This window comes from Flavobacterium davisii, assembly GCF_042182265.1.
GTDB lineage: Bacteria > Bacteroidota > Bacteroidia > Flavobacteriales > Flavobacteriaceae > Flavobacterium > Flavobacterium davisii.
The window spans coordinates 90,700-103,246 of record NZ_CP097869.1 but is presented as its reverse complement, the minus strand read 5'-3'; the positions used below and the strand labels follow the sequence as shown (position 1 = coordinate 103,246).

The following is a 12,547-nucleotide window of genomic DNA, read 5'->3' as shown; positions in this document are numbered from 1 at the left end:
TTTTTTAGTATACAAAGATTCAATTATCTTTTTTATGATCAGAGTCATAAGAGATAAGATATCTTCGTAAGAAATTTGTATAATAATTATAAATAATGAAAAATTATGAAACGAATTTCATTAATCATGTTAGGTTTAACAATACTATTTTCGTGTGGTAAGAAAGAAGGGAAAGTAGACGATTTTTCAAAACCAACAGAAAAACAAGTAGTTAAAGAAGGATCCGATTCAGATGCCTCATCATACGATCCTAATAGAGGAGAAGGAAAATTTGATAAGATTGAATTAGGGGCATTAGATCTTAAAAAAGCAACCGAAGGAGAAAAAGTTTCTGCGGTTAAATGTATTTCTTGTCATAAAATTACAGATGAAAAATTAGTAGGACCTGGTTGGAAAGGCGTAACAGAAAGGAGAAAACCAGAATGGATCATGAATTTTATAACCAATCCAGATCCGATGATTGATAAAGATCCTGAACTTCAGGCACAGTTAGAAATTTGTTTAGTAAGAATGCCTAATCAAGGGCTGACAGATGATGACGCTAGAAATATTTTAGAATATATGCGTAAAAATGATGGCGTTAAATAAAGCGAATTATGGATGCGAATATTTCAAAACTAGGATTATTCATTTTAGTAGCAGGAAGCATTTTTTCTTGTAAACCTAAAAGTTCAGTTGACGCTGTAAGTGGCGATGCTGCTCAAAAATCCTATGTGGCACCTGGTAAATACGATGAATTTTACAACTTTGTTTCAGGAGGATTTAGTGGACAGTTAAGCGTTTATGGATTACCAAGTGGACGATTGTTTAGAGTCATCCCCGTATTTTCAGTAGATCCTGAAAAAGGATGGGGATATAGTGAAGAAACCAAACCGATGTTAAACACTTCTAATGGATTCGTTCCTTGGGACGATTTGCATCATACCGAATTATCACAAACAAACGGTGAAGTTGATGGACGTTGGGTTTTTGGTAACGCTAATAATACACCCCGTATTGCCCGTATTGATTTAAAAACCTTTAAAACAACAGAAATAATTGAATTACCAAATTCAGGAGGAAATCACTCGTCTCCCTTTATTACCGAAAACACAGAATATGTAGTAGCAGGAACACGATTTAGTGTGCCAGCAGATTATGCAAATGGTGATGTTGAGATTAATACTTTTAAGAAAAATTTTAAAGGACATATAAGTTTTGTCAAAGTAGGTAAGGAAGGCGAAATGGATCTGGCTTTTCAAATTGTAACACCAGGTGTAAATTTTGACCTATCTCATGCTGGTAAAGGTAAATCTCATGGTTGGTTTTTCTTTTCTTGTTACAATACAGAACAAGCTAATACACTATTAGAAGTTAATGCTTCGCAAAAAGATAAAGACTTCATAATGGCAGTAAATTGGAAAAAAGCAGAAGAATATCTAAAGGCAGGAAAAGCCAAGAAACAAAGTGTAAAATATGCTCATAATAAATGGCATGAAAAGACACATTCAGCTACTTCAGTGATTAAAAATGAAGTTATGGTTTTAGATGCAACAGAACTAAAAGATATTTGTTACATGATTCCTTGTCCTAAATCGCCTCATGGTTGTGATGTTGATCCTTCTGGAGAGTATATTGTCGGTTCAGGAAAATTAGCTGCATTAGTACCTGTATTTAGTTTTGATAAAATAATAAATGCTATCAATAATAAAAATTTTGAAGGAAATTTTGAAGGAATAAATGTACTGAAGTACCAAGCCGCTCTACACGGAGAAGTACAAAAACCAGGATTAGGTCCTTTGCATACAGAGTTTGATGGTAGAGAAAATGCTTATACCACATTTTTCGTATCATCAGAAGTAGTAAAATGGGACTTGAAAACATTAAAAATATTAGATAGAGTGCCTACCTATTACTCTGTCGGTCATTTGTGTATTCCTGGAGGAGATAGTAAAAAACCGTTTGGTAAATATTTAATAGCCTATAATAAAATTACAAAAGATAGATACCTCCCAACAGGTCCTGAATTAGCTCAATCTGCTCAAATTTTTGATATTAGTGGAGATAAAATGCAAATGATTCTAGATTTTCCTACAATAGGAGAACCGCATTATGCCCAAGCAGCACCAGCAGATTTAATTAGGAATAATGGACAATTGAAGTTCTATAAAATGGCAGATAATAATCATCCTTTTGTTACAAAAGGAGAAAAAGAAGCTAAAGTTGTAAAAAAAGGAAATGTCGTTCATGTGTATATGACTTCTATCAGATCGCATTTTGCTCCCGATAATATTGAAGGAATAAAACTAGGAGATGAGGTTTATTTTCATGTTACAAACTTAGAACAAGATTGGGATGTCCCACATGGTTTTGCAATAAAAGGAGTTGATAATGGAGAATTACTTATTATGCCTGGTGAAACGACTACTTTAAAGTGGATTCCTAAAAAAGTAGGAATTTACCCAATGTATTGTACTGATTTTTGTAGTGCTTTACATCAAGAAATGCAAGGTTATGTTAGAGTATCTCCTGCAAATAGTAAAGTACCTGTAACTTATAGTTTAGGAACCAATTTACCTAATACAAAATAATAAAACATACAAGACTGTCTAAGTTTATAGTATTTAACAATTAAAGTCTATTCCTTTAGACAGTTTGTATTATTACCTTAATATTTTTTAGAATGAAAAATCAAAAATTATCATTCGTATCAAAAGTACTCCTAATAACGGTATCAGGACTCTTTATCTTATCCGTTTTCTTTCCATTATGGCAAATACAATTGGATGCACCTCAATATCCAGAAGGATTAGTATTAAGATTATATACTCATAAAATAGGGGGAGATGTAGATATAATAAACGGTTTAAATCACTATATAGGAATGGCAACCCTTCATACAGAAAACTTTTTTGAATTTTCTATCCTTACTTATATTATGCTAGGTTTTGGACTTTTTACATTGCTATTACCATTTTTAAATAAAATAAAATACGTACAATCCTTTTTAGCCCTTTATTTTTTATTCGTTATTGTATCAGCAATAGATTTTTATCGTTGGAATTATGAATATGGGCATAATTTAGATCCTAATGCAGCAATAAAAGTACCTGGAATGGTTTATCAACCACCATTGATAGGATATAAACAACTGTTAAATTTTGGAGCCTATTCTATTCCAGATGCAGGAGGCTGGATGTTAATAACGATTGGATTTTTACTGTTATTGATTATTATTAAAGAAAAATATGCCCATGTTAAGATATAAGATTTTATTATGTTTGAATTTTGTTTTCTTTCTTTCATGTGGTTCTGATAAACCAAAACCCATAAAGTTAAATGTAGATTCATGCGAATTTTGTAAAATGATTATTTCAAGTCCTCAGTTTTCCAATGAAATAATTACAAATAAAGGAAGATGCTATAAATTTGATGATCTATCTTGCTTGTTTCAATATTTAAATGAAACAGATATAAAAATAAAAAAAATCTATGTGTCAGATTATTCAAATAATAATATGATATCTGCCGAGACTGCCTTTTTTATAAAACATGAAGATTTTAAAAGCCCTATGAATGGTAATATAGCCTGTTTCTCAAATTTAAAGAAAAGCAAAAAATATCAAGAAAAATGCCATACAGTTATATTAAATTGGAACGAATTAGCTCAACTATACAGATGAAAATATGTGTGGTTTTAGCTCTGATTTGTTTGCAAAATTCTTTAGCAAAAACAATTATAGTCAATCATTCCATTAAAAAAGCGATAGAAAAAAGTATTGATAATGATACCATTATAGTTCCTAAAAAACTATATCGAGAAGGAAATATCCTTATCACAAAAAGAATTGTTTTGATAGGGAAAGACTTCCCTGTAATTGACGGAGAAAATAAATTTGAAATATTTTCAATTAATGCTAATAATGTAGTTATAAAAGGATTTAAGATCATTAATTCTGGCTTTGCAGCACTCAAAGATCCTTGCGGAATCAGAGTATATGATCAAGAAAATGTTACAATAGAAAATAACATTTTAGATAATAATTTTTTTGGTATTTATATTCAAAATGGAAAAAATTGCCAAATTAAAAATAATAAAATAAAAGCTTACGGAAAAGAAGAACAACTTATAGGAAATGGTATTCATTGTTGGAAAAGTGAAAATTTAAGAATTATAGGTAATACAATACAAGGTCATAGAGATGGTATCTATTTTGAATTTGTAACAAATTCTGTTATTTGGAGGAATATTTCAAACAACAACATTCGTTATGGATTGCACTTTATGTTTTCTAATGATGATGCTTATATAACAAATATTTTTAAAAATAATGGAGCAGGAGTAGCCGTAATGTTTACTAAAAACGTCAAAATGATTAATAATTATTTTGAAGAAAATTGGGGTGATTCCGCTTACGGATTATTGTTAAAAGAAATATCAGATAGTTATATATATAATAATAAGTTTGTTAGTAATACTTCTGGTATTTATATGGAAGGAACTTCTCGAATTCTAGTAGAAAAAAATCAATTTAGAGATAATGGCTGGGGAATGAAAATTCAAGCCAGTTGTATGGATAATATGATAACCAATAATAATTTTATTAAAAACACCTTCGATGTCAGTACCAATGGAAGTTTAATACTAAACACGTTCGATAAAAATTATTGGGATCAATATGAAGGATATGATATTAATAAAGATGGTTTAGGAGACATACCCTATCATCCATTAAGCTTATTTGCTGTTTTAACAGAAAATACACCATCAGTAATGCTCTTGTATAGAAGTTTTATGATTACTCTTTTAGATAAGTCAGAAAAAGTTATACCAACTATTACACCTGATAATTTCGTTGATAAAAAACCTTTAATAAAATCTTTGCCCTTATGATTGTAATTCGTAATTGTAATAAAAAATTTGGAAAATTAGAAGTATTAAAAGACATATCTGTAACATTAGAAAGAAGAAATTGTGTAGCACTCATAGGACCTAATGGTTGTGGAAAAACAACTTTAATTAAATCAATATTAGGAATGGTTATACCTGATTCAGGAACTATTCTTGTAAATAATAAATCCATACAAAAAGATTTTTTATATCGAAATAAGATAGGTTATATGCCACAAATAGGGAAATATCCAGAAGGATTAACCATATCCGAAGTTATAAAAATGATAAAACAACTAAGAAATTCAAAAGAAAAATTAGATGAAGAATTACTTCATTCTTTTAAACTTCAAACAATATTTGATAAACCAATGAACACATTGTCAGGCGGAACTACACAAAAAGTAAGTGCTGTTTTAGCCTTTTTATTTAATCCTGATATTCTAATTTTAGACGAACCAACAGCAGGTTTAGATCCTTTAGCATCTGAAATACTAAAAGAAAAAATCATGAAAGAAAAAGAAAAGGGAAAATTGATTATCATAACTTCCCATATATTAAGCGAGTTAGATGATTTAATTACACACATCATTTTTATGCAAGAAGGAAAAATACAATTTCATAATAGCATGAATGAATTAAAAAATCAGACAAAGGAAGAAAAAATGAGCAAAGCTATTGCAAAAATTCTAAAACAAAATCAAGACAACAAAAAGTTCGTTATACATTAGAAAGATGAATTCACTACTAAAAATCATCATAAAAGATATTTACAAGAATAAAATTGTCTTAATTTATACCCTTATCCTATCTATTTTAAGTTGGAGTTCCTTTTTCTTAGAAGATAATTCATCAAAAGGGATTTTAACTATTTTAAATGTCATTTTATTTACAGTTCCTCTTGTATCCATTTTGTTTGCAACGATATATTTATACAATAGTACAGAATTTATAGAACTATTATTAAGTCAACCCATTAAACGAGAAAAAATTTGGTATCATCTATACTTAGGAATATCATTTTCATTAGTCATCGCCTTTTTTATAGGAGCAGGAATCCCTTTGTTAATAAATTCATTTGATAGGGTAGGAATGATGATGTTAGTTGTAGGAACCTTACTAACCATAATTTTTGTTTCCCTCGCTTTTTTAAGTACAATCCTTACTCGAGATAAAACAAAAGGGATAGGACTAGCAATCATGATATGGTTATATTTTTCAGTTCTATTTGACGGATTGGTTCTTTTTTTATTATTCCAATTTTCAGAATATCCAATAGAAAATGCTATGGTTGGAATTACAGCATTTAGCCCAATAGATTTAGCTCGAATTCAAATTTTATTGCATTTAGATGTTTCCGCCATGATGGGCTATACAGGAGCTATTTTTAAAGATTTTTTTGGAACGACATGGGGGCTAATAATTTCATTTTTACTCCTTAGTTTTTGGGCTTTGATCCCTTTTGTTATTTCATTAAAAAAATTTAAAAGCAAAGACTTATAATAATCTCTCTAATTTTAAATTAAATAATTATGATACATCATTTTTTACTAATAATTCATTTGTTAGCTGCTAGTATTTGGGTAGGAGGGCATTTAATCTTATCTATTAGATATTTACCAAAAGCATTAAAAAATAGAAATATTGAAATTATTAAAAATTTTGAAAAACAGTATGAACCCATAGGGCTTCCCGCTTTATTAATTCTAGTAGGAACAGGAGTTTTAATGGCTTATCAATATAATGTGAATTTTACTAGTTGGTTTTCTTTTGAATCTAATATCGAAAAAGTAGTATCAATGAAATTATTATTACTCGTATTAACTCTAATTCTAGCTATTCATGCACGATTATTTATTATTCCGAAGTTAGTTCCTGAAAAAATTATTTTAATGGCAGTTCATATCATATTAGTAACACTAATAGGCATTGCCATGCTAATTTTAGGAAGTTTTATAAGATGGGGCGGTTTTTAATTGTAATTTTTTCTGTAGCCAATTTCTTAAAGTTTACAATCTAAAAAGAATATTCGTAAAATGATAAATATCATAAGAATTTAATGAAGATTAAACGACATTTGTTGTGTTCCCTTTCTAAATAATTTTTTTAAATTAAAATCTTTATATAAGTAAAAAGCAAAAATTTAGTAATGCCCGTGTAAATTGTATACATTTGTACTTTAATAATGAAAGGATTATATATCATATTAGCTTTTTCGATACTGTTGCGTCCTATAATGCCAGTTATTGACTATGTCGTAAATTACGATTACATAGTTAAAGTGTTATGTGTAAATAAAGATAAACCCGTATTAAAATGTAATGGAAAATGTCACTTAATGAAAGAGTTAGCAAAAGCCTCTGAAAGTGAAAAACCAACACCTGACAAAAAAAATGTTCTTTCAGAACAATATGAACTTTTATTTTGTCAAACCATTTTCCAGTTTGAGTTTATAAAACCTACTTATATACTAATCCATCAATTCAATAGTTATATAAATTTATATAAACTTCTGACCAAACACTTTATCCTTAAACCTCCCATCTTTTAGGTAATTTTTAAATGTGTTGATTTACATTAATAACAACAAGCTATACAATTAGTATTGACTTGTCGTACTTTGTTTAAATTAATTATCTAAAAACTATGAAATTTCTGAAGTATTGGAGTGTTGTATTGGTATATACAATCACTTCTTGTACATTGGAAAAAACAGATTATGAAGCAGAAATAGCAACAGTTGTAACTGAATATTCCGCCTTTAGAGAAGTAACTTCTTTAAAAGTAGAGCACTATAATATTTGTATTGAATCATTAAACGGAACTTTTTATAAAGGATATAATGAGATTCGTGTAAAAGTTATTGATTCAAAAACAAATAAAGCAGTTGTTCCTACTTCAGTATCTTTTTTACCAATTATGATGTCGACAAATGATACAAAATCATCTTGTCCTCATCAATCTAATATGGAATATAAATCAGCAGAAGGATATTTTGCAGGATATTCTGTTTTTACAGATGAAAATGATAAAGGAGCTTGGCAAATAAATATTAAGATCACAATTAATAACCAATTGATAAGTGGTACCCAAACTATATCGGTTTTTTCTCAAGACAATAAAAACCTGAATATGACCACTTTTATAGGGAATGATGGAGAAAAATATTATATAGCTTTAATAGGTCCTAAAAAACCTAAAGTATCAGAAAATGAGCTGATTGCGGGGATTTATAGATATAATCAACCAACAATGTTAAACCCAAATCAATACTCTTTTACTGAAGTTAAAGATTATACTTTAAAATTAGATCCAAGGATGCCAGAACCCTCTATGGGAAATCATTCTTCACCTAATAATAAAGATTTAACACAAGAACAAGATGGTTTTTATCATGGTGTTGTAAATTATACAATGACAGGCAATTGGACGCTTAATTTGATCTTATTAGATACCAAAGGAAAGTTGATAAAAGGATCAAATGTTCCGAAAGACTTTACGCCTGGAGTTCAAGGATTCAAGAGTGATCTTTTTATGGATATTCTATTCTAATATCTTATGAAAAAAATAGTATTTCCAATAATTGTTACCCTTTGTTCTTTTGCAAATGCACAAAGTATAGAAGTCAGTAAGGATTCTGTAAAAAGGATGAAAGAAATTTATTTGAAGAAAATTCAGAAAAAAAAGAAAATTGAAACAGACCTAAAATTAGCCGTTTCAATAGATGAATTTTTAGCATCTTCTCATACTATTTCTTTTATCAAGAGAGGGGCGTATGCTTGGGAACCATTATTAAATAATATGAGTAGTGAGCGTTCCACAATTACGATTGATGGGATGCACATTTTTGGAGCTTGTACAGATAAGATGGATCCCGTTACATCCTATTTAGAAATAAATAATTTAGCTACGATTGATATAAAATCAGGACAGCAAGGAGGACTGCATGGATCTACTATTGCGGGAAATATCAATTTAATTAGAAAAAGTAGCTCTTTTACTGAAAAAACAAAAATAATAGGGAGTTATCAAGGAGGATTTGAATCCAATAATCGTCAGTCTTTTAACCTAGGTAATATAGCTTTTACCAATAATAAATTTGTTTTGGATGGAAGTATGGCGTATAGAGAAGCAGGGAATTATTTTGATGGTAACAATAGAGAAGTAAAACACTCCCAATATACCAAATTTAATTCCTCATTAGGTATGGCTTATAAAACAGGACTCCTTTCATCTTTAAAAGTAGATGCCGTTTTTGATATAGCAAAAAATGTAGGATTTCCCGCTTTACCTATGGATTTATCTCTTTCAAGAACCCTTATAACATCCGCTGCTTATAAACAACTTTTTGATGAAAAATTAATTAAAGTATGGGATACTAAAGTATACTTTAATGCGATTGAACATTATATGGATGATACGACTCGACCTGAAAATTTAGTTCACATGGATATGCCTGGATGGAGTACAACCTATGGTTTGATTTCTAAAATCAATTTGAAAAAAAATCAATTTTCTTCAGAAGTACAATTCAATGCGTATAATAATTTATCCATTGCAGAAATGAGAATGTACCCTCAAGATCGAAGTAAAAGAACCATGTTTGCTTATACTTGGCCTTGGGTAACCACAAAATTTGCAAGTTTAGCTATGCAAAATTCTTGGGATTTTTTAGAACAACATCAAATTTCTTTTGGCGCTTCTTTAGGTATTAATCATAATTTTTCTAAATATGTAGAATTCAATCGAATTTTTTATCCAAATAGTTCCCAACAAAAAAGCAGAATTTTGCCTAGTATTAATGTAAACTATCAATACAAGAAAAAAGCATATCATTTCTCTGTAGGAACAGGATATGGTCATAGAGCCCCTTCTATTTCAGAAGGATATGGCTACTATATTTATAATAGTTTTGATCGATACGATTATATAGGAAATCCTGACTTGAAAAATGAAATTTCCTATGAAGTAAATGCAACTTCAGGGTATAAAAATAATACGATAGGACTAGAAGCCAAGATTAATTATTTTTATATTAAAAACTATATTGTTGGCGAAATCCTCAATATAGGAAGTCCTATGAATTATCAATCTATAGGAGTTAAAGGGTATACCTCCTTAGATTATGCAAAACTTTATAACATAGCTATTAATACCTTTTATAATATAGACGAACATATCCGATGGGAAGTAGTATTAGCTTACGCAAGAGGAATCGACAAGAATGGAATTAATCTCCCATTTATTAGACCCTTAACTTATTTAAGCTCTATACAATATAAACACTGTAATTTTGGAATAAGAACCTCTATAAACGGCGATCTTGATCAAGTGCATTACAGTTCGTTATATGGAGAAGATAGGACACCTAGATACTTATTGTGGAATAGTTCTGTAGATTATACAATACCTTTTGATAAATACAAAATAACATTACAAACAGGAGCAGAAAACATACTTAATGAAAATTATAGTACGTATGCTGATTGGGGAAATATTAATAGAATGGGACGAAATATTTTTATCTCATTAAAAATCAATTTTTAACAAACATTTTAATTATTATGAAAAATTTAAAAAAATATTATTTATTAACTATCTCATCATTATTGTTTTTATCTTGTACTAAAGATGACGATCAAAAAATACTTGATTCAAGCACTTCCTCTAATAACGTAACATTAGTTTTTGAAAATACGTTTAAAAAAACACCCATTGTACTAGGAGAGCCTGCTTCTGCCACTGTTACTACTAATATTTCAGTAAACAATCAAAAACATCTTTTTAAAGAAATAAAGTACGTAGTAAGTAATATAAGATTTGTAAAAGAAGACGGAACAGAAGTACCTTATAATGTGTCAAATTTAGATTTAGGAGCTACAGTAATAGATCAATCAAAACCAGAAACATTAAATTATGTTTTATCTGCTATTCCTTATGGCAATTATAAGCAGATTAAATTTGGATTAGGGGTACCAAGTAATTTAAATAAAGTAGATCAAACAAAATTTCCCATCTTTTTTGCTAATGCCGGAGAAAATAAAACACAAATGATGTGGGAATGGGGTGCAGGTTACCGTTTTGTAAAAATTGAAGGTTATTACGGTGATACAAATAACAATCTTTCAATTCATACAGGAAGTACTGAAAAAAAAGATCCTAATAAAAATTTTGTTCAAGGAGTGAATGCTTATAGAGATATTATTTTAAATCTTCCAATACAAGCAATTGTGGGGAAAATGAGTCCTAAAATTACCATAAATGCTGATTTTGATAAATTATTAAGCGGTACAGACAAGATTACTCTAATAACGAATGATAGGGATGATAACAATGCAACCCCCAATATTCATTCAGCTGTACAAATGATGCGTTTTGTAAACAATATAGGAGGAAATGGTACGACGGATGTTATGGGAATGTTTTCTGCTACCAAAGTTCAAAATTAAATATTAGTTTGAGAAGGATCCCAAAAGATTATGATCGTTTTATTTGGCTCACAAAGATAAAAGACATATTATGAACAATATTATTTTAGATTAAACAAGAACCAATAAACGAAAGATTTAGTTAGTTCTTTTGGGATAGCCTCTCTTTATTATTTTGATATGAAATTAAAAACTTTAGTTCTAATCCTTTTATTTACTTTATACTCCTGTTCTAAGGACAAAGAAGTGTATATAGAACCCATTCCTGTTTCGGAATTTGATAACCCAGAAATTTTGATACAAATCCCTAAGAACTTTCCCCTATTAAATAGCTTTTTTCTTCATAATAAACCTACAAAATATGGCGTACAGTTAGGTGAAAAATTATTTAATGAAAAAAGATTGAGTAGTAACAATTCTGTTTCATGTGCAACGTGTCATATTCAAGAAAATGCATTTACAGACAAAAAAACAAAAGCAATCGGAATTCTAGGACGTATAGGATTACGCAATACACCCCCTATTCAAAATTTGGCCTTTATGAATTTTTATATGTGGGATGGAAATGAACTAGAATTAGAACATCAACCTATAGTACCCATCATAACAAAAGAAGAAATGGGATCTTCCATCCTAGAAATAATAACAAAAATACAAGAGGATAAAGAATACCAAGATCTGTTTAAAAAAGCCTATGGCGATGATAAAATAACACAAGAAAGAATATTTAAAAGTATTGCACAATATGAATATACCCTAATATCTTCTAATAGTAAATATGATAAAGTCATGAAAAAAGAACAAACATTTACCCCAAATGAAGAAAAAGGATATGAAATATTTCAACAAAAATGTGCTAATTGTCATGCTTCAGAATTGTTTACAGATCAAACATTTAGAAATATAGGATTCCCTCTAAACCCCAACAATGATGAGGTAGGTAGAGCTAGAGTAACAGGAAAAAAGGAAGATATACACGCCTTTCGAGTACCCTCTTTAAGAAATATAGAATACACCGCTCCTTATGGAAGCTTCGGACAGTTTACTTCATTAAAAGAAGTGTTAGATTATTTTGATAATGGGGTTTTAAATGCAGATAATTTAGATCCTATTCTAAAAAATAAAAACAATAAAATTGCCTTAACAGAAGAAGAAAAATTAAATCTAATTTATTTCATGAAAACATTAAGCGATCCAATATTTATTAAAAAATAGTTCAAATATCGTACAAAAAAATCTTCATAAACAT

13 protein-coding genes are annotated in these 12,547 nt (G+C 29.3%); all 13 read left to right on the top strand.

The window, feature by feature from the left end; all coding sequences use genetic code 11:
- The first annotated feature begins 105 nt into the window (after window positions 1-105).
- The 13 genes from NAB20_RS00390 (at window position 106) to NAB20_RS00330 (ending at window position 12,513) form a co-directional block, all read left to right on the top strand.
- Window positions 106-588 (top strand): cytochrome c family protein, encoded by a 483-nt coding sequence (locus tag NAB20_RS00390; RefSeq protein ID WP_105196125.1) that lies wholly within the window; start codon window positions 106-108, stop codon window positions 586-588.
- Window positions 589-596: 8 nt separating this feature from the next.
- Complete coding sequence (gene nosZ, locus NAB20_RS00385) at window positions 597-2,570, top strand: Sec-dependent nitrous-oxide reductase (protein ID WP_127823772.1); 1,974 nt, start codon at window positions 597-599, stop codon at window positions 2,568-2,570.
- A gap of 92 nt (window positions 2,571-2,662) precedes the next feature.
- Window positions 2,663-3,247, top strand: a complete 585-nt coding sequence (locus tag NAB20_RS00380; RefSeq protein WP_105196127.1) for a hypothetical protein — start codon at window positions 2,663-2,665, stop codon at window positions 3,245-3,247.
- Window positions 3,234-3,662 (top strand): nitrous oxide reductase accessory protein NosL, encoded by a 429-nt coding sequence (locus NAB20_RS00375; RefSeq protein WP_164849157.1) that lies wholly within the window; start codon window positions 3,234-3,236, stop codon window positions 3,660-3,662. The genes NAB20_RS00380 and NAB20_RS00375 overlap by 14 nt, the downstream gene beginning before the upstream one ends.
- Window positions 3,611-4,873 (top strand): nitrous oxide reductase family maturation protein NosD, encoded by a 1,263-nt coding sequence (locus NAB20_RS00370; protein ID WP_375605318.1) that lies wholly within the window; start codon window positions 3,611-3,613, stop codon window positions 4,871-4,873. Before NAB20_RS00375 ends, NAB20_RS00370 begins: the two co-directional genes overlap by 52 nt.
- Entirely contained in the window at window positions 4,870-5,601 is a 732-nt protein-coding gene (locus tag NAB20_RS00365; RefSeq protein ID WP_105196129.1) for an ABC transporter ATP-binding protein, read from the top strand. Before NAB20_RS00370 ends, NAB20_RS00365 begins: the two co-directional genes overlap by 4 nt.
- A 4-nt stretch (window positions 5,602-5,605) precedes the next feature.
- Complete coding sequence (locus NAB20_RS00360) at window positions 5,606-6,373, top strand: ABC transporter permease subunit (protein WP_105196130.1); 768 nt, start codon at window positions 5,606-5,608, stop codon at window positions 6,371-6,373.
- Window positions 6,374-6,399: 26 nt separating this feature from the next.
- Window positions 6,400-6,846, top strand: a complete 447-nt coding sequence (locus NAB20_RS00355; protein ID WP_105196131.1) for a CopD family protein — start codon at window positions 6,400-6,402, stop codon at window positions 6,844-6,846.
- A gap of 209 nt (window positions 6,847-7,055) precedes the next feature.
- A complete protein-coding gene (locus NAB20_RS00350; protein ID WP_375605317.1) occupies window positions 7,056-7,421 on the top strand; it encodes a hypothetical protein in 366 nt (121 codons plus the stop codon).
- Window positions 7,422-7,516: 95 nt separating this feature from the next.
- Window positions 7,517-8,422, top strand: coding sequence for a hypothetical protein (locus NAB20_RS00345; RefSeq protein ID WP_375605316.1), 906 nt, complete (start codon window positions 7,517-7,519; stop codon window positions 8,420-8,422).
- Window positions 8,423-8,428: 6 nt separating this feature from the next.
- Window positions 8,429-10,417 (top strand): TonB-dependent siderophore receptor, encoded by a 1,989-nt coding sequence (locus NAB20_RS00340; protein WP_105196133.1) that lies wholly within the window; start codon window positions 8,429-8,431, stop codon window positions 10,415-10,417.
- A gap of 17 nt (window positions 10,418-10,434) precedes the next feature.
- On the top strand, window positions 10,435-11,319 hold the full coding sequence (locus NAB20_RS00335; protein WP_375605315.1) for an MbnP family protein: 885 nt from the start codon (window positions 10,435-10,437) through the stop codon (window positions 11,317-11,319).
- 159 nt (window positions 11,320-11,478) lie between these two features.
- Window positions 11,479-12,513: a cytochrome-c peroxidase gene (locus tag NAB20_RS00330; protein ID WP_105196135.1), complete on the top strand. Its 1,035-nt coding sequence runs from the start codon at window positions 11,479-11,481 to the stop codon at window positions 12,511-12,513.
- Window positions 12,514-12,547 lie beyond the last annotated feature (34 nt).

Bases quoted from the DNA above. Each gene is read 5' to 3' on its own strand.
- NAB20_RS00360 (WP_105196130.1), top strand. From the start codon at position 5,606: ATGAATTCACTACTAAAAATCATCATAAAAGATATTTACAAGAATAAA.
- NAB20_RS00350 (WP_375605317.1), top strand. From the start codon at position 7,056: ATGAAAGGATTATATATCATATTAGCTTTTTCGATACTGTTGCGTCCT.
- NAB20_RS00330 (WP_105196135.1), top strand. From the start codon at position 11,479: ATGAAATTAAAAACTTTAGTTCTAATCCTTTTATTTACTTTATACTCC.
- NAB20_RS00370 (WP_375605318.1), top strand. From the start codon at position 3,611: ATGCCATACAGTTATATTAAATTGGAACGAATTAGCTCAACTATACAG.
- NAB20_RS00340 (WP_105196133.1), top strand. From the start codon at position 8,429: ATGAAAAAAATAGTATTTCCAATAATTGTTACCCTTTGTTCTTTTGCA.
- NAB20_RS00365 (WP_105196129.1), top strand. From the start codon at position 4,870: ATGATTGTAATTCGTAATTGTAATAAAAAATTTGGAAAATTAGAAGTA.
- NAB20_RS00390 (WP_105196125.1), top strand. From the start codon at position 106: ATGAAACGAATTTCATTAATCATGTTAGGTTTAACAATACTATTTTCG.
- NAB20_RS00375 (WP_164849157.1), top strand. From the start codon at position 3,234: ATGTTAAGATATAAGATTTTATTATGTTTGAATTTTGTTTTCTTTCTT.
- NAB20_RS00345 (WP_375605316.1), top strand. From the start codon at position 7,517: ATGAAATTTCTGAAGTATTGGAGTGTTGTATTGGTATATACAATCACT.
- nosZ (WP_127823772.1), top strand. From the start codon at position 597: ATGGATGCGAATATTTCAAAACTAGGATTATTCATTTTAGTAGCAGGA.
- NAB20_RS00380 (WP_105196127.1), top strand. From the start codon at position 2,663: ATGAAAAATCAAAAATTATCATTCGTATCAAAAGTACTCCTAATAACG.
- NAB20_RS00335 (WP_375605315.1), top strand. From the start codon at position 10,435: ATGAAAAATTTAAAAAAATATTATTTATTAACTATCTCATCATTATTG.